The following is a 22,123-nucleotide window of genomic DNA, read 5'->3' on the forward strand; positions in this document are numbered from 1 at the left end:
TCGTTGGCTTCATAGTAATAAGAGCACAAGACTAGCGTCTATACTCTTAAGGTTGAAGCTATTTCGACGCCTAGAATTTGCTTTAAGTTCTCTGCCTTAATTAAGGCTTGATCTTGCTTTTCAATGGCCGCGATAATACCGACGCGGGAATTTTGGATACTAAGCAGCACTTTATATAAGCCACGTTCTTGAACTGTCATACTTGGAGCTATAGAATCATTCATAACATAGGCTGCATTGAAAGGCGCAACTGTGATCCGTACTACTTCGGGCAAGTGTAACCATTCTTCGCCTTGACGAAAACCAGCAACCCAATTATAGTTAGTGTATCGTTTGGTACGGGCGTCAATCGTGATGCCTTCGTAACTAGTGACCATGGCATACCCTAATGCTAGACAGATCGGACCCGCCAATAATTGAATGAGAGTTACTTCTCCTGAAAGTAAACCCGCTACTGATGTAAGTAAGATGAATCCGCCTAAGCCTAAGAATACGAAACCAGCAAATCGGGCCGTAGACGGAAACATGTGCCTTACTTTTCCATCATATCGTAATGCGTGAGAATCTTTTATTATTTCAACTTCATATCCTCAATAATCCGGGCAATTTTGCCCCCCAGTTCTTCATAACCTTGCTCAAACTTATCTACTGAATCGAGCGGCTGTTTTACGCTGAAATAGAACTTGATTTTGGGCTCGGTGCCGGAGGGGCGGGCGGAAATCTTGCTGCCGTCTTCGGTTAGGAACTGGAGCACGTTGGAGGCCTCTAAGCCGGTGCGCGTTTCCTGGCCGGTGCGCAGGTCGCGGACGATACCTGTGTGATAATCGCGAATTTCTACTACCGGCGAGCCAGCAATGGTGTGGGGCGCCTGGGCACGTAGGTCACGCATCATCTCCTGAATTTCCTCGGCACCGCGCTGGCCTTTTTTAGTGAGCGAAATCAGGTCTTCGCGGTAGAGGCCGTAGGTGGCGTACATCTGCACCATTTCCTCGTAGAGCGTGCGTCCGTTGTCTTTAGCTACGGCGGCCATTTCAGCTATCATGGCGCAGGCCGACACGGCGTCCTTGTCGCGCACAAAGTCGCCAATCATGAAACCATAGCTTTCCTCGCCACCACCGATGTATGTTTCCTTGCCTTCCAAGTCGCGGATGAGACCGGCGATGTACTTGAAGCCCGTCAGCGTCTGGTACGACTTCACGCCGTGCGCCTTGGCAATGTCACCCAGCACTTCGCTGGTTACGATGGTGTAGACGATGAAATCCTGCTCGGTCATTTTGCCGGCATTTTTGCGCGCCGACAGTAGGTAGAAAGTGAGCAGTGCGGCCGTTTGGTTGCCATTTACCAGCACCCATTCGCCCTGGGTATTTTTCACGGCAATACCTACGCGGTCCGCGTCGGGGTCGGTGGCAATGACCAGGTCAGCGTCGAGTTGGCGGGCTTGGTCGAGGGCCATTTGCATGGCAACTTTTTCCTCGGGGTTCGGCGAGACAACGGTAGGGAAGTTGCCATCGGGAGTAGCCTGGGCCTCCACAATGCTGACATTGGTGAAGCCGAAGCGCTCCAATACTTTTGGTACTAACGTAATGCCGGTGCCATGGATGGGCGTGTACACAATTTTTAGATCGTGCTGCCGCTTAATGGCTTCGGGATTGATGCTAAGCTTTTGAACTTCATTCAAATAGGCTTCGTCCAGCTCCGCTCCAATCAGATGAATGCGCGACTCAACGGCTTTGAACTTTACCGCGTCTACGCTCTGAATCTCATTCACTTCGCGGATGATGTTCGTGTCGTGTGGCGCAACTACTTGCGCACCGTCGTTCCAGTACACTTTGTAGCCGTTGTACTCCTTGGGGTTGTGCGAAGCCGTGATAACCACGCCGCTTTGGCAACCCAAGTGGCGGATGGTAAACGACAACTCCGGTGTGGGGCGCAGGGCTTCGAACAAGTAAACTGTGATGCCATTCGCAGAGAAAATCCCAGCGGCAATGCGCGCGAACTCGGAGCTATTATTACGCGAATCGTGGGCTACGGCCACCTTTATTTCCTGACTCGGAAAGGAGTCCAGCAGGTAATTGCATAGTCCTTGGGTAGCCATGCCCAAAGTGTAGCGATTCATGCGGTTGGAGCCCGTACCCATGACGCCACGCAGACCACCTGTTCCAAACTCCAAGTCGCGGTAGAAGGCGTCATTCAGGGCCTCTTCCTGATTGCTGTCGAGCAACTGTTGGATGTCGGCTTGGGTTTGGGCGTCGTAGTTGCCTTTTAGCCAGGTGTTTATTTTTTGCTGAACGTCGGAGGTGAGGGCCATAGGATTATAAAAAAGTGCGATTGGACTAAAGAACGAGCGTAAAGAAAAGAGGTTTGATGAAAGCAATCACAAAAAAGAACGTCATGCTTTGGCTTCGCCTCGGCATGACGTTCTTTTATGAGCGTTCTATTACGTATTACAAATTCCCGCGTAGCGCCTGCTCACGCTCTATGGACTCAAACAACGCCTTAAAATTGCCTTTACCAAAGCTTTTGGCGCCTTTACGCTGGATGATTTCATAAAATACCGTGGGCCGGTCTTCTACGGGCTTGGTGAAGATCTGCAGTAAGTAGCCTTCCTCGTCGCGGTCCACCAAGATGTTCAGATCCTTCAGCGTCTGGAGGTCTTCCTCAATACTACCGATGCGCTCCAACAGGTCGTCATAATACACGGCTGGCACAGTTAGGAACTCTACGCCGCGGCGGCGCAACTCCGTGACGGTGTGACGAATATCTTTGGTGGCAATGGCGATGTGCTGCACACCGGGCGAATGATAAAAGTCGAGGTACTCTTCAATCTGCGACTTCTTCTTGCCCTCGGCTGGCTCGTTGATAGGGAATTTGACGTACCCATTGCCGTTGCTGACCACCTTGCTCATTAAGGCCGAGTACTCAGTGGAAATATCTTCGTCGTCGAAGGTCAGCAGGAGCTTAAAGCCCATCACGTCTTCGTAGAATTTCACCCACTGGTTCATCTCGCCCCACCCTACATTGCCTACGCAGTGGTCAACGTGCAACAGACCCACGGGAGTAGGTTGTGGAATCAGGCTGGTTTTGGGCACGAAGCCCGGCATAAAAGCCCCCCGATAGTTACGGCGCTCCACAAACGTGTGGATGGTTTCGCCATAAGTATAGATACCCGAGAGCGTTACTTCGCCGTGCTCGTCGCTGATGGTATAGGGCTCGAAAGCGGCCTTTGCGCCGCGCTTGGTGGTTTCTTCGAATGATTTGCGGGCGTCATCTACCCACAACGCCATCACTTTTACGCCGTCGCCGTGCTTGCGTACATGCTCCGAAATGTCGGAGTCGGGGAGGAGGGAGGTGGTGAGTACTAAGCGGATTTTTCCTTGCTGCAATACGTAACTGGCGCGGTCGCGGAGGCCGGTTTCGGGGCCGGCGTAGGCTACCAACTCGTAGCCAAAGGCCGCTTGGTAATAATAAGCCGATTGCTTGGCGTTACCAACATAAAACTCAACGTAATCAGTACCGTTCAGGGGGAGGAAGTCGTGGGCGGGGTGGGCCTGCACGGCCGGCGAGGTCATCGTCTGCATAGCGGATGGGGTGGAAATCGGGTGAGAAAAATGTTAGTTTGGTAAAAATAAGGGTTTAGGTTAAATAGCTTGGGCAAATACGCTAGTCTGGTGCGCTGGGGGGCAAAAGTGCCCTATGTCTGACCCGACACAGAATTGCCGAATCCTACGCACCTTTGTACTACACTTATGCACGAGTAGCTATGAATAAAGAGGAATTAAATAAAGCCCTGGTCGCCCTGATCGAGAAGAAGCAGGAGTTGCACAAACTGCCTTACAACCACGACAGCTACGACGACATTGAGGAGGAACTGCACGACCTGGAGGATGACTTCAATGAGGAGTACGGCGCTTACCTGGAAGAAGTGCTGGAAAAAGTACACCAGCAGCTCTGCCCCGACACCGACGTGCTGCTGCCCACCGCCTATCTGCCCAACGACGTGGGCGGCGACACCGGCTACGAGCCTTCGCATAAGGAAGGCGTATGGGTCGATTCGGATGAGTTCCCGGGCAAAGAAGCCCGCCTTGTGCTTGTGCCCAATCCTACTCGCCTGATTCTGTCGGTAGGCAAAAAGGTGCGCAAAGAAGTGTGGCAGGCGTAAGCACGCTACCATTTTCGTAACAAGCGTTTTCTCTCTGGTGCACTTGAAGAACCTCTCCTGCAATGGTAGCTACTGTTGCGAGAGAGGTTCTTTACGTTGTGCTGGGGGGTAAATACTTCCCGCTTTCTACCATGATTTATCGCATCGCCGAACTAGCTGATTGGCAACATGCTCAGCAAACCGGCTTTTTTGCCAGTGCCGATTTATCGGCCGAAGGCTTCATTCACGCTTCCGAACTGTATCAGGTAGAAGCCACTGCGAACCGCTACTACGCTGGTCGCTCCGATATTATCCTGTTGGAACTCGACGAATCGGAGTTGTGGGTGGCGGCGGTGCCTGTGAAGCGGGAATACGCCGAAGCGCGCAATGACTATTTTCCTCACATTTTTGCGCCCATTCCGCTCGCCGCTATTGCCCGTGCTTTGCCATTTCAAGTTGGTTCCGATGGACAGCACGAGTTGCCGCCGGAGTTAGAAGATGAAGCTTAATACGTGAAGAAAAAAGCCCCCAGAAGTACTTCTGGGGGGCTTTTTTCTGCTGTTTGTTGATATTACATAAAGTCGGCTAGCTCTAGCCACCGCTCGCCTTTGCTATCTAAGGCAGCGTCGGTGCGCTTTAGTTCGGCGGCCCAATCAGCCAAGTCTTTATGGGAACCAGTGCCGGCATTGAGCTTCTCGATAAGCTGCTGCTTCACTTCTTCGAGCTTCTCGATTTCCTTTTCTAAGGTCTCGTACTCCTTTTTCTCCGCGAAAGTGGCCTTGCGTTTTGGTGCCTCAGCAGGGGCAGTTGCTACTGCTTTCACTGGGGCAGCTGAAGGCGCTACGCCTGCAGCCGCTTTGGCCGTTTTGGCTTGCTCTTTCGCGTATTCTTCGGCGTTGTTTTCCTTCTGCCACTCGCGGTAGTCGGTGTAGTTGCCGGGGAAGTGTCGAATTTGCCCCCCGGGCTCCAACACAAACACGTGCTCCACCAGCGCATCCATGAAGTAGCGGTCGTGGGAAACAATGAGCAGGCAACCACCAAAATTCAGCAGAAAATCCTCCAGAATATTGAGCGTGATGATGTCCAGATCGTTTGTGGGCTCGTCAAGAATCAGGAAGTTTGGGTTCTTGATAAGCACGCGCAGCAGTTGCAAACGCCGCTTTTCGCCTCCTGAGAGCTTACTAACCAGCGTGTACTGCTGGGCTGGCGGGAACTGGAAGTGCTGCAAAAACTGCGACGCCGTGACCACCTCGCCGTTGGCCATTTCCACCACTTCGGCCACCTCCTTCACAATGTCGATGACGCGCTGGGTAGGATCAAATTCCAGCTCCGTTTGGGTGTAGTAACCGAAAACGGTGGTCTGGCCCTTGTCGATGGTGCCGCTATCCGGCTCCTGGCGGCCGGTGAGCATGTTGAGCAAGGTAGATTTGCCGGCGCCATTCGGGCCAATCAGGCCAATACGGTCCTTTTTCTTGAATACATAGCTGAAGTCATCGAGCACTACTTTATCGCCAAATTGCTTGTGCAGGTGCTCCACCTCAATGATTTTGCCCCCCTGACGCGTGGTTTTCACCGATAGCTCCAGCTGCGGACCGCTAATCTTGGTCTTGGCCTTTTCTTGGGTTTCGTAGAAGGCATCGATGCGGGCCTTTTGCTTCGTGCCGCGGGCTTGCGGTTGCCTACGCATCCAATCCAGTTCCTTACGTAGCAGGTTGCGGGCTTTTTCTACCTCCGCTACCTCAATCTGCTCGCGCTCAGCCTTTTTCTCGACGAAGTAGGAATAATTGCCCTGGTAGCGGTGCACGCGACCTTGGTCGAGTTCCACGATTTCATTGGCTACTTTATCGAGGAAGTAGCGGTCGTGGGTCACCATTAATAAGGTGAGATTAGGCGAAGCCAGCCGGTTTTCGAGCCACTCAATTGTGTCGAGGTCCAGATGGTTGGTGGGCTCGTCAAGAATCAGAACTTCCGGCTCTTCAATCAGAACGCGCGCCAAAGCTACGCGCTTGCGCTGTCCGCCCGATAATTTGCTGACCGGCCGCTCCAGTAAGTCACCCAGAATACCCAAACGTCCTAGGATTTGCTTCACCTGCGACTCGTAGTCCCAGGCGTTCAGGGCGTCCATGCGCTCCATTACGCGCTGCAAATCGTCGGATTTGTGCGCGGGGTCATTCACTACATGCTCGTAGTCGCGGATGGCCGCCAGCGTATCGTTCTGACTGGCAAAAATGGTTTGCTCTACAGTCAGGGCCTCATCAAAAATGGGCTGCTGGCCCAAAAAAGCCACCCGGATATCCTTGCGTACGCTCACCGAGCCGGTGTCGCCGGGCTCCAAACCGGCCAGAATGCGAAGTAGAGTCGTTTTTCCCGACCCGTTGATGCCCACCAGTGCCACCCGCTGACCTTGGCTCAGGCCAAAGGAAAGGTCGCGAAACAGCCAGCGGTCGGCGTAATTTTTAGAGATATTCTCAGCTGATAACAGATTCATGCCGCAAAGGTAGGCAAGGCATCCCAGCTAGGAAGCAGAAGAGTTAATTCTGAGCCGCGTAATATCCCCGGCAGTCTATGAAGGCTAGGCTTTTTATTAGCAACAACGTTACTGGGGGGCTTTTTTGGCAGCTAATGCTTGTATATCGAGGTGCATCTGCTCAATTATTTGCAGCAACAGGTTGTTCACGGTTTCAATGCGAGGTTGCAGCACATGGGGGGCAAAGTTGCCTTCCCACGAATCCAATTCCTCCACTAAGGAGAGTGCCTGATGCACTTGCAGATGATCGAGGCTGGGCTTGAGCTTATGGGTGGTGGCTTTTAGAAGCGTCACATCATGGGTCTGCAACGCCTGTGTGAAGTCGCGCACGGCTTCTTCACAGCTCTCAATAAAGCTCTCGAGCATGAGGGCCACGAAGTCATCATCGCCCTGGCCTACTTGGTGTAACAGGTCAAGCTTGTAGAGCGGGGTGGGGGAGTTGGAGCTGACAATTGGGCCGGCAGCAACTGGCGTCGCATCCGTGTCGGAAACAGCAGGGCCTAGTACCCAGTCACCAATCAATTTTAGCAGCTCATCTTCCCGGAACGGCTTTGCCAGGTAGTCATCCATGCCTGCAGCCAAGCATTTCTCCCGCTCCCCTTTGATGGCATTCGCCGTTAGAGCAATAATCGGCGTTTTTAAAGCTAGCTGCTCGCGCAATATGGCCGTGGCTTCCAACCCATTCATGACGGGCATTTGCATGTCCATCAAAATCAAGTCGAAATGCCGGGTCTGCAATAGCTCCACCGCCAGCGCGCCATTCTCCGCCTCCGCCACGTGGATCTGCGCATTAGTAAGTAAAGCCTTCGCAATCTGTCGGTTAAACTTGTTGTCCTCCACTAGCAGCACTTCCTTCCCGCGTAGCCTTTCGCGCAATCCCTGATCGACGGTTTCCTTGCGCGGCAAATCACTTTCGCTGCCTATCTGCAACAGGAGCGAAAAGGAGCTAACGGTGCCTTGGTGCTTCTCACTCTCAATCTGTAATTCGCCCCCATCAGGTTCACCAGGCTTTTACTGATGCTGAGCCCGAGGCCAGTGCCGCCAAATTTGCGGGTCACCGAGGGGTCCTCCTGGCTAAACTCTTTGAAAATGTGGCGCAGGTACGTTGGGTCGATGCCAATACCGGTGTCAGCCACGGAAAACTTGATTTCCACGGCGTCATCGATCTGTCGGATGAAGTCACACGAAATCGTGACGTGCCCTTTTTCCGTGAACTTAATGGCATTTCCGGCCAGATTCAGCAGTACTTGAGTGATGCGGTAAGGATCGCCGAGCAGCACCGCGGGCAGCTGTGGCGCTACCTTCGTCTCAAAGAACAAACCTTTCTCTTCCGCTTTGTAGTGCAGCGTTTGCTCAATCTGAGCCATAAACTGATTGGCACTGAAGCCAATCTTCTCGACTTGCAGTTGGCCCGCCTCTATTTTAGAAAGGTCCAGAATATCGTTGATGATCACCAGCAGGTTTTCGCCCGATATAGTAATAGCGCGCAAGTATTCGTCCTGATCTGGAGCAAGCGGAGTTTTGGCAAGAAGTTGCGCCATGCCCAGAATGGCGTTCATCGGTGTCCGAATTTCGTGGCTCATATTGGCCAGAAATAGCTCCTTTGCTTTCGACGAGTCCTCGGCGTGCTCCTTGGCGGCACGCAGCTTGTGCTCCAGCGTTTTCTGGTGGGTAATATCCAGCGTGATATGGATGGAGCCTATAGGCTGGCGGTCATCGTCGTATACGGGCGCGCGGCTTACCAATAGCCACTTGTAGCTACCATCTTTGCCCAACACCATGCGCTCGTAGGCCCCCTGATCATCCTGCGCAGTGGACGCTGCTTCCTGCGCTAACAGAGGATGCAAGAGATGCTGTTCCAGAATTTCGGCACTGGTAAAGCCGAGCATATCACAGAAAGCCTGGTTGATATACAGCACCTGCTCCGTTAAATCCGTCTCGATAAGACCCAGATTCATTCGCTCGATGATGCGGCGGTACTTCTCTTCGCGCCGCTTCAGGATGTCCTCTGCGTTTTTCTGCTCCGTCACATCCTGAAATTTCCACAGATAGCCCAGGGAAGCGTCGTGGCTGAGTATGGGAATAAAGTCACGCTGGAATACTTTACCGTTTCTGCGCGGAAGCAGCTCGCCAATGACAGCCTGCTGCTCCAGAACACGGCCATCGGTGCCCTCCAGCCACCCGAGTTCTGTAGGAAGCTCAACGGCGGCCAGCAGCGCTGCGGTTTCTACGCCAATCAATTGCTCAGGCATCACCTGAGTGTTCAGCATTCGGCAGAAAGCCTCGTTTACCAATACCACACGGCGGAGTTCATCCTCTATTAAAATACCTTCCTGAAAGTTGGCAATAGTAGTTGACAATCGCCGCGTAGAGGCCTCAATGGCCAGATTAGCTTGTTTTATGGCCGAAATATCCGTGTGGACGCCGGTCATAATGAGCGGCGCGCCATTGGCGTCTCGCTTGGTTATGAGGCCCCGGGTCAGCACCCACTTATACTCGCCATTCTTGCAGAGCAGGCGGCGTTCCACGGAGTAAATGGGGAGGTCGCCGCGTAAGTAGGCATCGGAGGCCTGCATACTAGCTACATGGTCGTCGGGGTGAACGTGGTTCTGCCAGGCATGAAAGCCCGTCGGAAAATCCTCATTCGGGTAGCCAAGCATGGTGCGGTAGGCGTTGGAAAAATACTCGTCGCCTGTTTGATAGTTAAACTCCCACGCGCCGTCGCCAAACCGCTCGATAGCCAAGTGCCAGCGCTGCTCGCTGTCCTGCACCGCTTCTTCCGCCTCTTTTAGGGGGCTGATATCCTGTATAATGCCGCTGTACAGAATACCCTCGGCGTCGCTGGCCGTAGGTTGGCAATCGGCTTGAAACCAACGCAATGGCTGCCCCGGCACCAGCGCACGACCTTCAAACGAGGCTGATCCGGCACTAGGAGGCCGCTTCCAAAACTTAACCCACGCTGCTCGGTCGTCGGGGTGAATGATTTCTCCGAGGTGAGCTAATTGGGCTGGGTTGTACCCAAATATTTTCGAGGCATTATCACTCAGGTAAGTGAGGTGGGAAGAGCCATCGTAATTATTGCGCCATTGAAAAAGTACACCCGGAACCTGCGCCAATAAGTGTCGCTGCTGCGTCTGATAAGCTTGAGTTGCTAACTGCTCAGCTTTCCACGTAGTGATATCTTCCAACAGTACCAAAAACCGAGTCGACTCGTGCGGCTCGGTTGGCACACTGGGTTGCAGCTTGGCGCGCATCCAACGGGCGCTACCATCGGAGGTAGTTACCCGGCCCTCATATTGCAGAGCGGTCTTAGCATTCAGGCTAGCCGTAGGGGACAAATCTGGCGCTATATCAGCGGGCTCGGGGGGCAAAAGCTGCCATAAGGTATGCTCCGACAACGTGCCAGCTTTACCCCCAAAAAGCGTGAAAAAACTATCGTTAGCCCACTCCAGACGACCTTGTTCGTTGATGATAGCCACGGCCGCAAAGGCGTGCTGAATCAATAGTAGCGCCTGCTGCAACTGCTCCGGTAGTTTGGAGTCCTCAGGCGATTGGCTGGGCTTCACCCGTTCTGGTATCGAGGACGTGTGAACACCACTTTGCTTCATAGCATCAACAGCACTTGGAGGTCTTATTTGCTATAAAAACCCCGGCTAGTATATTAAAAATGCACTAAAAATCTATTTCCACTAAGCTGATTTAAACAACAATATACAGGTAAAAGGAGAAATATTTATGTAAGCTCTCTTGACAGCCAAGCGCAGTTGAGTATCCTCATAGGAAGACGCAATATGACTTTTGGAAGCTGAGTGCCAGATCATGTATGGTAAGGCAGTACCACTTCGTAACTGTATTGGGGGCTTTTATGACGGAGGTTAGATTACCCGCACGCGGTCCACATACAACTCGTCGCGCAGGATCTCGAGGCCCTTATAGGCAAGCGGGCGACCGGTGTTAGTTGTTAGCTCGCCACCATCGCGGTACAGATGAGCGACGTCGAGCACCAGCTGAGTGTATTTTAGCTCACCCAACTCTATAGCCACTGGCCGGCCCTGGCTAACGTCGAAGGCGGCAATGGCATGGTCTATTTCTTCTAAAATCTTACTCATAAAAAGGCAAAGCTTGAGCGAAGAGGCGTCAAGATAGAACATTACTAAAAATTACACATTTCCTAAGACCCCAAATTACAAAGCAGGTTGCCTAAAGCCCGTACCTTCGCCTCTATGGCATCTTCTTCTGCTTCCGCCGATTTGCGGACCCGGCCCATTGGAATGTTTGATAGCGGTATCGGCGGGCTCACTGTGGCACGGGCTGTCAGCCGCCTTTTGCCCCACGAACAGCTTATTTACTTCGGCGACACGGCTCACCTGCCTTACGGCGACAAAAGCACGGCTGCTATTCAGGCTTACTCAGTCAAAATCTGCGACTTACTGCTCAAGCAGCAGTGCAAAGTCATTATGATTGCCTGCAACTCGGCTTCGGCGGCGGCCTACGAGCTGGTGCGTGAGTATGTAGGCTCTAAAGCGCGGGTACTCAATGTAATTGACCCGATTGTCGCGCACGTAGGGAGGGCATATGCTGGGCGCGCCGTAGGTCTTATTGGCACCAAGCAAACCGTCAATTCTAATGTGTACAAAAAAAAGCTGGACGACCTCGATGCCGGCGTGCGACTACAGTCTCTGGCCACGCCGCTGCTAGCGCCCATGATTGAGGAGGGCTTTTTCAATAATAGTGTCAGCGACAATATTATTCAGAACTACCTCACCAATCCGGCCCTTGATGATATTGAAGCGTTGGTACTGGCCTGCACGCATTACCCCATGATTAAGGAGCAGATTGCCCAGTTTTATGAGGGTAAAGTAGAAGTATTGGATGCTTCTGATGCAGTGGCTACTCACGCGCAAGCTTATTTGGCGGAGCACAACTTGGCTGCGGGGCCAGCAAAAAAGCCCCCCACGCATCATTTTTACGTTTCTGACTTCACCCAGTCTTTCGAGGAAAGTACCCGCATTTTCTTTGGGCAAGAGGTTCATCTGGAGCACTATCCGCTCTGGGAGTAGTGTTTGCATAAAGAACCTCAGTGAGCCGTTCTACAGGCCGTAAGACGCCCTTGATAGCTGTCTAATAAGCCAAAGTAGATTCGACCTTTTTCAAAGCTATTCACGTTTATATAGTCTGATTAATTTGCCATTCCTGAAGCGCGCAACGTCTCAGGTATATGCAGTAAGGAGCTAATAACCATGAAAAAGACCTATTACCGTCTCGGCGACTGGCGCCGCAATACATTACTGGTAGCGGCCGCCGCTACCTTAGGCCTATCGGTGTTGCCGGCCTGCTCGGGCAATAGTGGCTCCGAAACCAGCCAGGAACAGTGGAGTGGGGGCGAGACCTACTCGCAGGGTGTTATCACGGAAATGACCGAAGTACAGCCGGGCGAATGGAAAGTAACCGCTGAGCGCCCCGCTGGAAAAGAGGAAGTAGCTGCTATTCTCAAGCACTTCGACGGTCAGGTGGACACACTACAGGGACAGGCCTTGCAGAAACAGATGCAGGATTACAGCCAGCAACACCCCGAAAACCGGGTGGCTGGCACCGGCATGATGGATATTTTGATGTGGAGTGGCATTGGGTATATGGCCGGTCGCTTTCTTACGCCCAACCGGGCGGCATATGCTAACCCCGGATTGCTACAGCAGAATGCCGGCTGGCGCCAAAATGTGGCGCGGGAGCAACAGCAAGGCCGTGGTTTCTTTGGGCGGGGCTTTACTGGCAACCGCACTGCTGGCGCTGGTATTCGTCCGAGTACATCCGTGAACCGGTCGGGAGTGCGTAGTACTGCCCCACGAGCGGGCCGCAGCAGTGGTTTCTCTAGTCGGGGAGGCGGTAGCTTCGGTGGCTAGATCAAAAGACTTGTTTCTCCTATAATTTGCCCCCCAACACCTTATACAGGGCGTTGGGGGCAAATATATAGTATACCGTTGCTAACGTTAACCGTATGATAAAGCTGTTACCTCTGACCGGTGATATTGCACCTGCTGTGCGTGGCTTAGGCTGGGATTGGGCCATTGAGGAGGCTTGCGCCGCTTACGTAGCGCGCGAAGCCGTTGTATTGACTGAGAATGAGGCTGATACCTTGCTCCAGGCTGCTGATACCCTGTATGAGATGCTCGTAGCTTCCATACCCGACCCGATTCCGGATGATTTGCTCCAACTGCTGGCTATTCCGCCCAACTTGTGGGCCGCGGTGCGTCATTCCTGGAATGATGAGCGGCACTGGCACATATATGGTCGGTTCGATATTGCCGTCACGTCCGATGGCCCTAAGCTGCTTGAGTTCAATGCTGACACCGCAACCAGCCTGCCCGAAACTGCTGTAGTACAATGGGCTAGCTTGGTGGCAGCGGGCACCTCCGACGAAAGCCGGCAAGCCAATGGGCTGTTTGAAGGGCTGAGTGCGCAGTTTCGCGAGTGGCTTGATCTCAATTCAGACTTAGAACCAAGCTTATTGCTCGTGTATTTGCCCGGCAGCCCAGAAGATGAAGCCAACTGTGCTGTGTTGGCTGAAGCCGCTCGCGAGGCTGGTTTTGAGCAGGTGCATATCTGCTCGGTAGATACTATGCAGGTGTCAGTAGCAGGAGAAGAGCGCGGCGTGTGGGCACCAGTTGAAGCAGATCAATGGCAACGCTTTGGCTTCCTATTTAAGCTGGTACCATGGGAAGTTTTAGCGGAGGAGGAGCCAGCGCTTACCGCTGACTTATGCGAACTGCTTTTAAGCCGTGACGTAATTATTGCTAATCCAGCTTATGCGCTTTTATTTCAGAGCAAGGGCATTCTAGCGTGGCTCTGGCAAGTATATCCACACCACCCGCTACTTCTAGAGGCTTCCTTGCAGGATTTGTCGGGCCACAGTGTGCGCAAGCCACTTTTCGGTCGCGAAGGCCAGAACGTAGCTGAGATGCAAAATGGGCAGGTGGCGTATGAAATTCCAGGTGATTTTGCCCCCCAGCCCCAAGTGCGTCAGCGTTGGGCCGATCTTCCTGCGGATGGGCAACGGCGCCTTTATCAGGCGGGCGTATTCTGGGCGGGTGAAGCATGCGCCTTGGGATTTCGCCGAGAGAAAGGCTTTATAACCAACCTGTCGGAGTTCGTACCTCATATCCTGGAGTAGCACGCTATTCGCTTGGTAGCAACATGATTCGAAGACAAGTCGACTAGTTTATCTAATCATGTACAGATCAAAATAGCGTCGTGTATAGCTAAAGTCTAAAATCTATTAATAGAATACCCAGCCTACATAGCGCTGCTCATATATGGGCAGTCATATGTAGGCTGGGTATTTTATTATCAAAAAAAATACTGAGCCTGGTGAATTTAAGGTATGCTAATTGTAGAAGGAGGACTCAAAAGTCAGGTTGGATATTACTGAGAATCAGATTTATGGCTTATTCAAAAAATAATTGTACTCCTGCATGTTTTGCGAAATGGCTGTTATAAAAATTAGATTCTGCAAGTATAAGACTAGACTTTAAATAGAGACTCATAGCGCATTTTACAAGTCACATCTCATTCTCTATAAACTTTCTTTCCCACGCGTATGAAAAACACTTACCTAAGTACCCTGGCTCGAGCACTACGACCTCGAACTTGGACTCTTCTATGTTTGATGCTTTTGCCATTTTTCACTATGGCTCAAACCATCACCTATACACCCAAACAGTCAACTCGACAAACTCTAGACTTTGGTGATCAAGCCGTTGGCACTCAAGCATCACCACCTGAAGAGTATGTTGTTACGGGTAACGGATTGACTGAGCGTATTCTGGTAACGGCTCCAAATGGGTTTGTAGTAAGTACTAACGGAAGTACTTACAGCTCATCTATAACCTTAGCTAATAATGGTGGTAATTTCTTTCTAACCTTTGCTCCTTCGGCTGGGGGGCTTTATAGCGGCAATGTTGTGCTCGGTAGTGCCGGCGCAACCGATGCTACTATTAGAGTAGCAGGTAACGGAATTGCCCCATTGGTTACTCCGAGTACTCGTAACATAGTGTTTGGTAGTGTTACGGTAAACACTTCTGCCACACGTCAATTGACGATTGATGGAGAAAATTTGCAGGGAGACTTAATCCTTTCAATTCCGACTAACTCGGGTTATCAGGTAAGATATAATGGAGTTACTGCTAACACAGTTACAATACCGAATAAGCCCAATGGTCGCTTGAGCAACATAACTGTCGACGTAATATTTTCACCTACTTCGACCAGAGACTTCAGCTCAAACCTTCAGATTTCCAGTACTAATCTTGCACCTGCTGTAAGCATCGGGTTGGATGGATCTGGTGTTCCTCAACCATTATTAACTGCTCAACCTGCTACTCTCCCCAACTTTGGTGCTGTTGTAGTCGGTCAAACTTCTTTCACTCAGTCATTTGAAGTCAAAGGCAGTTTCTTGCAGGCACCAGTAACGATTGCTGCTCCTGCTAATGGCGCTTTCCGAATTCGGACTGGCACCAATACTTTCTCTACAAGCACTATCACTCTAAATCCCGCTGCTGATGGATCGATAGATGCTACTATTGATGTGGTATTTGCCCCTACTGCTACCGGTGCGGTTAGTGGAGCAATTGCCATCGCTTCTTCGGGAGTAAATTCTGCTCAGGTTCAGGTTAGCGGTACAGGTACAGCTGTTGGCCAGCCTGCAATTGTTGCTTCACCCACTTTGCTTGACTTCGGGACAGTAAGCAGCAACGGTTCGGCTAATACACTAACGTTTACCTTGAGTGCTACTGGACTTACTGAGTCCCTCGTATTAACTCCTTCCTTTACTACCTCTGGTGGCGAAGAGATTCGCAATATTGAGTTCCGTGACACTTCGGTGCCAAGCTTGTTTCAAAACCGTCCGCTGACAATCAATCAAGTAAACGGCAATATTCAGACCCGCACAATTGAAGTTAACTTAGCTGGAACAATAGCCACTGGCAAATTTCGTGGCTCATTGATCCTGAGCAGTTCAGGCGCACAAACGGTTGTTACAATTGAGGCAAATAGCACCGGTAATCAGTCCGTTATTGTAACCTCACCGGGTGCGTTTTCGCAATTTACCACTGTTCCTAATGTGCCTTCAGCGGTACAGTCTTATCAGCTATCCGGACAAAACCTGCTACAGCCTATTACTGTAACTGCCCCACTGCTTTTTCAAGTATCGAAATTCGCTGACTTCAGTGATCTGACAGATTCAAAAGCGACTGGTAACTCAATCACCTTTGCTCCAAACAAAGGCAATGATCTGACCCCAGCTGTCAATGTATATGTGCGCTTCTATCCTACTACCGCTACAACGGTTTCAGATGGCGTGAGAAACACAAGTGCCCCGGCTACTGGTACCAGCATCCCGGTGTCTGCGACCAGCGTTCCGTCTATTCAAACGGCCGATGTTGCTCTTATCAAGCAGGTAGTGATTTATACTTCCAAGGATGCACAAACGCCGATTACCGTGCGGGCTTCACGAGTACAGCGTGATATTACCCTCTCTGTAGCACAATCCCCTAACTCGTTCAATCCAAACAGAACGCCTCAGTACCAATTATCACTCGATGGTACGACGTTTGGATCAACAGTAGTTCTACGCCCTAATCTAGATCCAAATAGCGCGGCGGTTTATACTGTAGATCAGCCGGTTTATGTTCGCTATAACCCAACTTATTTAGGCGTTGCAGATGCTGCATTGCAGTATCAGAGTGGTGACTTTGCAGTGCAAACAGCACAGTCTTTCACTGCTAATGGCTTGATTACTGGTCAGTCGATTGCTACTGAGCCCGCTCAGATATTGGTAGCGGCGCAACAGTCTATCACTCGTAGCGCTGATGGTAAGTCGGCTACTGTAAACTTCAATCCGGTACCAGAGCGTACTGGCACTTCAACTTACGGCGAAGGTCGTTTGATAGTAGCGAGTGAGAATGGCACTCTAACCAATGCTCCTGCGAGCCAGCCTAATGATGGTGCTGGTTATGAGACGTCTAATGGAGTGTATAACGGACAGAACCAGGGAACTATAGCTCCGGGCTTCTATACCGTATTCGCTGGTACTGCTGTTCCAAGTACTACTATCACTGGTCTAGATCCTTACAAGACGTACTACTTCTACGTTTATGGCTACAACAACATTGACCCCACGCAGAACATCAGCGTAACCGGTGCTGAAAATTATCTCACGCCAACAACTCCTACTACGCTTGTGGGTATTGAAGTTGTTGGTCTGCCTCCTGTTATTCTGCCAGTTGAGTTAGTGTCCTTCACGGCTAAGCTGCAAAACAACAAGGTCAATTTGAGCTGGGTAACTGCTTCGGAGAAGAATAACAAAGGTTTCGAGATTCAGCGCAGCCAGGATGCTACTACGTTCTCTACCATCCTGTTTAAAAATGGCAAGGGTACTACCAACAACAAGACTACTTACACGGCCCTTGATGAGCAACCCTTATCGGGTGTATCTTACTATCGCCTTAAGCAGATAGATAATGATGGCAAAATCAGCTTGTCAAATGTGGTAGCCGTTACTGGTCCCGAACTGGCTGAAATAGCTATGTATCCGAATCCGACACAGCACATCCTCAACATTCGTTTGCCTTATGCTAGCAAAGCTGGCGCGCAGGTAACAGTAACTGATTTGAGCGGCCGAGTGGTGCGTACAGAGAAGTTGGCTGCCAACGGTGAAATGAATATGAATTCTTTGAGCAACGGCACTTATTTGGTGACTGTGAATGATGGAGTGAAAAAGGTTACCCGTCGCATCGTAAAGAACTAGTACAGACTAAACAGTTTATAAAAAGCCCCCCAGATTCTGGGGGCTTTTTTTATATGATTTGCTGACTGTGGCATGATTTGGGGTAAGCGGCAATCACCTTCAAATATTCCTATCTGTGTTATTATTTAAGAGATGAAAATCTTTACCGTTCAAGTACGTTTTCTACGCCTTTCATTCTCAGTAATTACTTTAGTTATTGCCTTTATATTGGTTACGACAGCCAATGCAGCCACCTATACTTGGGTAGGAACAGGTGGGAACACCAATTGGTCAAACGCCAACAACTGGGAGCCGGCGCGCACGCCGGCTAACGATGATGTACTAATTTTTGATGGTAGCAAAACGGCGGCAGCGAGCGTGAACGTTGACTTTGCTTCGCCGCAGATTATTGGTCAGTTGCGGTTCATTAACGGTGTAGTTGCCGTACTGACTGTGCAGCCTAATACAGACGCCACTGCGGCACCGCCGGCTCGGCAATTGACACTGGCTGGTACACCGTTAGCAGGTGCTAATCTTGACATTGCTGCTGGTAGCTCCGTCCAGGTTAAAAGCCCGGATGGAGTGAAGTCGACTGCTGGGATGGGATTTTATCTGGGCTCTGATGGAACAGCTGTTATTGCCGGTACGCTCATATTTGGAAGCAGCAGTGCAGCATCACTTACTAATGATCCGCATCAGCTAATCTCTTTGAAAAAGGGATTCAACATGATTCAATTTACTGCAGGCAGTACTTTTCGAGCAGATAAAACCTTTACCGGTTTTCCCTTTAATGATAAGGCCGAGTCCAGCGGCACCGTCGTTTTTAGGAGCAATTCGGTATATGATCATAGAGGCGGCAGCGCTCCATTCGGTACAAGTCTTCCGACCGCGCCAGTAACTGCTTTTGAGAAAGGGAATCGTTACGTTTATTCAGTTACGTCTACGGCTGCTGGCCCACAATTGTCTGGTCGTACGTATGGCTCCATCGAATATAACCGGGCCACTACGGCTACTGGAATTGTAGGAGGAACCACAACAATAGCTTCCTCAAGTCTGCCACTAATAATCCTTAATGATCTGATTCTCTCGACGGGTAACGTTCGTCTTAACGTCGCAAATGTGAATGTGCAAGGCAACCTGATCATAAACGCGGGCACGCTAGTAAATACACTCGGACCGTCTACTATAGCCTTTAATGGGAGCACTGCTCAACTCATAACAAGTGCGGCGGTTCCAGGGGTGCCTGTTTCATTCGGCAGTGACATCATAGTGGTTATAAACAATCCTACAGGTGTGACTTTGCAAACACCCGTGCAGGTAGCCAAAGCACTGACTCTAACTAATGGTAAGCTGATTACTACCACGGCTGGGTCTCTCACTTTAGGAGCAGGCGCAAGTACAACCGCCAACGAAAATAGCTTTGTAGTTGGCCCACTCACCCGCGTTGTAGCAGCCAGTGGCATAACCGGCCTAGATTTCCCCATTGGCTTTGGAGCAGCATATCGCCCCCTGACACTCACCATAAATCATGCTGACGGTACCGAGGCACGCTATACTGCAGAGCACATAAAAGGTAAGCCCCAATCCAGAAATCTTACTGGCGACTTAAAGAAAGTGTCGGCTGTACGTCACTTTACTATAACCAGGAGTTCTAGTATGCCTAACCTGGTCAGCGGTACGGTGAAACTAAGCTATGGCACAGATGATCAAGTTGATAACATAGAAAAATTACGCATTGCTAAGTCATCCGCTGATAATCAGACTTGGGAGGATCTGGGTGGCACGGGAAGTGGAATACCTACTGGCACCATCACCTCCAGCGTACCTTTTGCCAGTTTTGGCACCTTCCTATTGGCGAGCACAGATGCCGGTGCTTTAACAGGAGCAGGAGCCAATCCATTACCTGTTGAGCTTATCTCTTTCTCGGCTGAACTTCAAACTCAAGGCGTATTACTGCGGTGGGCGACGGCCAGCGAAAAGAACAACGCTGGCTTTGAAGTGGAGCGTAGCACTGACGGACGCGTATTCGAAACTGTAGGTAAAATGAAAGGGCAAGGCCAGAGCACGCAAAAGCAGGCGTATAGCATATGGGATACTGCACCTCTCAGTAACTCCATTACCTATTACCGCTTGCGGCAAATTGACTTGGATGGTGCAGCAACCTACTCAAATGTTATAGTCGTGAGAGGGGAGACTAAGGAGGAGATTTTCCCTAATCCTGCTCATAACCTGCTCACATTTCGTTTGCCATACAATGGTGTGGCTAAATATCGGATTCTGGCTTCAACTGGTCAGGCTTTGCAAACTGGGCAGTCTACGAGTGCTTCAACAACCCTTGATATAGCAAGGCTGCCGGCCGGCCTCTATTATCTGGAGATAGAGATTCAAGGCGCGCGAACGGTTCGCAAGTTTGTTAAGCAGGTAGATTAAGTATTATACTATAAAGTAGATCATTAAAAAAGCCCCCCAGACGACGTCTGGGGGCTTTTTTAATAAGAAAACGGATCTATACGGAGAAACTTTCACCGCAACCGCAGGTGCGAGATGCGTTGGGGTTATCAAAGTAAAAACCTTTGCCGTTGAGGCCGTCGGAAAAGTCGAGTTGCGTACCAGCCAGATAGAGAAAGCTCTTCATATCGACTACTACCCGTACGCCTTTGTCCTCAAACTCCTGGTCCATGGGCTTGACTTCGTTATCAAAATCAAGCTTGTAGGAAAGACCTGAACAGCCACCTCCCGCTACTGAAGCCCGCAGACGATATGTCTCGTCGAGCTGCGCGTCGTGCATGAGATGCGTTACTTTTTCCTTTGCTTTATCAGATACAGTAATCATGGGAATTGCCAGTTACGAGTTGTAAGTTGTCAATTATGAAGAGCCTGCCTTTAGCTCAAAGCAAGCTCTTCATACGAACATTCGCAACGAATTAATGGTGCGATTTGGCTTCTTCCAGTGCTGGCAAACCGTTCTTCACGCGGTAGTCGTTGATAGCCGATTTGATCGCATCTTCAGCCAGTACCGAGCAGTGAATCTTAACAGGAGGAAGAGCAAGCTCTTCTACAATCTCCATGTTGTCGATGCTTAGCGCTTCGTCTACTGTTTTGCCTTTCAGCCACTCAGTAGCCAATGAGGAAGAGGCAATAGCCGAACCACAACCGAACGTTTTAAACTTGGCGTCGGTGATAGTGTTGGTGGCTTCGTCTACTTCAATTTGCAGGCGCATTACGTCGCCGCACTCAGGAGCACCCACGAGGCCAGTACCTACGTTCTTTTTGCTTTTGTCCAGCGTGCCCACATTGCGGGGGTTGCTGTAGTGGTCGATTACTTTATCGGAGTAAGCCATTATAGTAGAATTAGGAAGTTACAAGTGAGATGTGAGACTAAAAATCGTTAATAGACAAAAGAGCCTCACTACTCATGTCTTGGTACAGAAGGGTTAAATCAATGCTCAGCCCACTCAATCTTGCTGAGGTCAACACCCTCCTTGAACATCTCCCATAGCGGAGACATTTCGCGGAGTTTGTTCACAGCCTCTTTTACGTGGTTGATGGCATAGTCAATCTGCTCATCGGTGGTAAAGCGGCTCAATCCGAAACGGAGGGAAGAGTGCGCTAAGTCGTCGCTCAGACCCAACGCCTTCAATACGTACGAAGGCTCCAAAGAGGCTGAAGTACAGGCAGAACCGGACGATACGGCTAAGTCTTTTACACCCATCATCAGGCCTTCACCCTCTACATAAGTGAAAGAGATATTGGTTACGTGCGGCAGGCGATGCTCACGTGAGCCGTTAACGTAGCTCTCTTCCATCTCCAGCAAAGAATTCTCAAGCCGGTCGCGCATAGCGGAAAGACGCTTGGTGTCGTTCTCCATTTCGAGGCGGCATAGCTCACATGCTTTACCTAGGCCTACGATACCAGGAACGTTGAGTGTACCCGAACGCATACCACGCTCGTGCCCGCCACCGTCCATCTGGGCAGTCACTTTTACCCGAGGATTCTTACGACGTACATACAATGCGCCTACGCCTTTCGGGCCATACATCTTGTGGGCAGTGAATGCCATGATGTCGATGCCGTCAGCTTGAACGTCCACTGGTATTTTGCCGACAGCCTGCGTAGCGTCAGTCATGAAGAGCGCACCGTGCTTGTGGGCAATAGCCGCGATTTCACGAATTGGCTGAATAGTGCCGGTTTCGTTGTTGCCGTACATGATAGTCACCAGAATAGTCTGGGGCGTCATAGCAGCTTCGAGGTCGGCTAGGCTGATAAGTCCTTCGCGGTTTACCGGAAGATACGTCACTTTGCCCCCCAGCTTCTCAATATGCTTGCAGGTATCGAGCACCGCTTTGTGCTCAGTGGTAGCGGTGATGACATGATTACCCTTCTGGGAATACATCTCAAACACGCCTTTAATACCTAAATTGTCTGATTCGGTAGCGCCTGAGGTGAAGATAATCTCCTTGGGGTCGCTATTGATGAGTTGAGCAATCTGCTCACGGGCATAATCCACGGCCTCTTCCGCTGCCCAGCCGAAAGGGTGGTTACGAGAGGCCGCGTTACCAAATACCTCCGTGAGGTAGGGCATCATGGCTTCTAACACACGCGGGTCGAGTGGCGTGGTGGCGTTGTTATCGAGGTAAATAGGTAGCTTGAGCATGGCTCGAATTTCAGTAAGTCAACG

General features: G+C 50.8%; 17 protein-coding genes. 7 read left to right on the top strand and 10 right to left on the bottom strand.

The window, feature by feature from the left end:
- Positions 1–38 precede the first annotated feature (38 nt).
- The 3 genes from EPD59_RS07255 to hppD all read right to left on the bottom strand — a co-directional run bounded on the left by EPD59_RS07255 (position 39) and on the right by hppD (position 3,578).
- A complete protein-coding gene (locus tag EPD59_RS07255) occupies positions 39–527 on the bottom strand; it encodes a hypothetical protein (protein ID WP_133272201.1) in 489 nt (162 codons plus the stop codon).
- A gap of 44 nt (positions 528–571) precedes the next feature.
- A complete protein-coding gene (locus tag EPD59_RS07260; protein WP_133272202.1) occupies positions 572–2,308 on the bottom strand; it encodes a phospho-sugar mutase in 1,737 nt (578 codons plus the stop codon).
- Between the two features lie 136 nt (positions 2,309–2,444).
- Positions 2,445–3,578: a 4-hydroxyphenylpyruvate dioxygenase gene (hppD, locus tag EPD59_RS07265; RefSeq protein WP_133272203.1), complete on the bottom strand. Its 1,134-nt coding sequence runs from the start codon at positions 3,576–3,578 to the stop codon at positions 2,445–2,447.
- 182 nt (positions 3,579–3,760) lie between these two features.
- Between hppD and EPD59_RS07270 the strand changes: the two genes are divergently transcribed.
- Positions 3,761–4,159 carry a hypothetical protein gene (locus tag EPD59_RS07270; RefSeq protein ID WP_133272204.1) on the top strand — a complete coding sequence of 133 codons (399 nt, stop codon included), beginning with the start codon at positions 3,761–3,763 and terminating at the stop codon, positions 4,157–4,159.
- 131 nt (positions 4,160–4,290) lie between these two features.
- A complete protein-coding gene (locus EPD59_RS07275; RefSeq protein WP_165963510.1) occupies positions 4,291–4,647 on the top strand; it encodes a DUF952 domain-containing protein in 357 nt (118 codons plus the stop codon).
- Between the two features lie 62 nt (positions 4,648–4,709).
- On the opposite strand, the gene EPD59_RS07280 is transcribed toward EPD59_RS07275, so the two are convergent.
- The 4 genes from EPD59_RS07280 to EPD59_RS07295 all read right to left on the bottom strand — a co-directional run bounded on the left by EPD59_RS07280 (position 4,710) and on the right by EPD59_RS07295 (position 10,774).
- On the bottom strand, positions 4,710–6,626 hold the full coding sequence (locus tag EPD59_RS07280) for an ABC-F family ATP-binding cassette domain-containing protein (protein ID WP_133272206.1): 1,917 nt from the start codon (positions 6,624–6,626) through the stop codon (positions 4,710–4,712).
- Between the two features lie 108 nt (positions 6,627–6,734).
- Positions 6,735–7,595, bottom strand: a complete 861-nt coding sequence (locus EPD59_RS07285; RefSeq protein ID WP_165963511.1) for a response regulator — start codon at positions 7,593–7,595, stop codon at positions 6,735–6,737.
- Positions 7,586–10,273, bottom strand: coding sequence for a PAS domain-containing protein (locus EPD59_RS07290; protein WP_133272208.1), 2,688 nt, complete (start codon positions 10,271–10,273; stop codon positions 7,586–7,588). Before EPD59_RS07290 ends, EPD59_RS07285 begins: the two co-directional genes overlap by 10 nt.
- 267 nt (positions 10,274–10,540) lie before the next feature.
- Positions 10,541–10,774 (bottom strand): hypothetical protein, encoded by a 234-nt coding sequence (locus tag EPD59_RS07295; RefSeq protein WP_133272209.1) that lies wholly within the window; start codon positions 10,772–10,774, stop codon positions 10,541–10,543.
- Between the two features lie 114 nt (positions 10,775–10,888).
- Between EPD59_RS07295 and murI the strand changes: the two genes are divergently transcribed.
- From murI to EPD59_RS07320, 5 genes are all read left to right on the top strand, one after another.
- Complete coding sequence (murI, locus tag EPD59_RS07300; RefSeq protein WP_133272210.1) at positions 10,889–11,725, top strand: glutamate racemase; 837 nt, start codon at positions 10,889–10,891, stop codon at positions 11,723–11,725.
- Between the two features lie 180 nt (positions 11,726–11,905).
- A complete protein-coding gene (locus tag EPD59_RS07305) occupies positions 11,906–12,565 on the top strand; it encodes a hypothetical protein (RefSeq protein WP_133272211.1) in 660 nt (219 codons plus the stop codon).
- Positions 12,566–12,660: 95 nt separating this feature from the next.
- Complete coding sequence (locus EPD59_RS07310) at positions 12,661–13,833, top strand: glutathionylspermidine synthase family protein (RefSeq protein WP_133272212.1); 1,173 nt, start codon at positions 12,661–12,663, stop codon at positions 13,831–13,833.
- A gap of 495 nt (positions 13,834–14,328) precedes the next feature.
- Positions 14,329–17,466: a T9SS type A sorting domain-containing protein gene (locus EPD59_RS07315; RefSeq protein ID WP_165963512.1), complete on the top strand. Its 3,138-nt coding sequence runs from the start codon at positions 14,329–14,331 to the stop codon at positions 17,464–17,466.
- A gap of 132 nt (positions 17,467–17,598) precedes the next feature.
- Complete coding sequence (locus EPD59_RS07320) at positions 17,599–19,875, top strand: T9SS type A sorting domain-containing protein (RefSeq protein WP_133272214.1); 2,277 nt, start codon at positions 17,599–17,601, stop codon at positions 19,873–19,875.
- Between the two features lie 76 nt (positions 19,876–19,951).
- Here the strand turns inward: EPD59_RS07320 and EPD59_RS07325 are convergent, their stop codons facing one another.
- The 3 genes from EPD59_RS07325 to EPD59_RS07335 form a co-directional block, all read right to left on the bottom strand.
- Positions 19,952–20,278 carry a HesB/IscA family protein gene (locus EPD59_RS07325; protein ID WP_133272215.1) on the bottom strand — a complete coding sequence of 109 codons (327 nt, stop codon included), beginning with the start codon at positions 20,276–20,278 and terminating at the stop codon, positions 19,952–19,954.
- Between the two features lie 91 nt (positions 20,279–20,369).
- Positions 20,370–20,786 (bottom strand): Fe-S cluster assembly scaffold IscU, encoded by a 417-nt coding sequence (gene iscU / locus EPD59_RS07330; protein ID WP_084446771.1) that lies wholly within the window; start codon positions 20,784–20,786, stop codon positions 20,370–20,372.
- A gap of 98 nt (positions 20,787–20,884) precedes the next feature.
- A complete protein-coding gene (locus tag EPD59_RS07335) occupies positions 20,885–22,099 on the bottom strand; it encodes an IscS subfamily cysteine desulfurase (RefSeq protein WP_133272216.1) in 1,215 nt (404 codons plus the stop codon).
- Positions 22,100–22,123: the final 24 nt, after the last annotated feature.

Origin of the sequence: Hymenobacter radiodurans (genome assembly GCF_004355185.1) — a bacterium.
GTDB classification, from domain to species: domain Bacteria; phylum Bacteroidota; class Bacteroidia; order Cytophagales; family Hymenobacteraceae; genus Hymenobacter; species Hymenobacter radiodurans.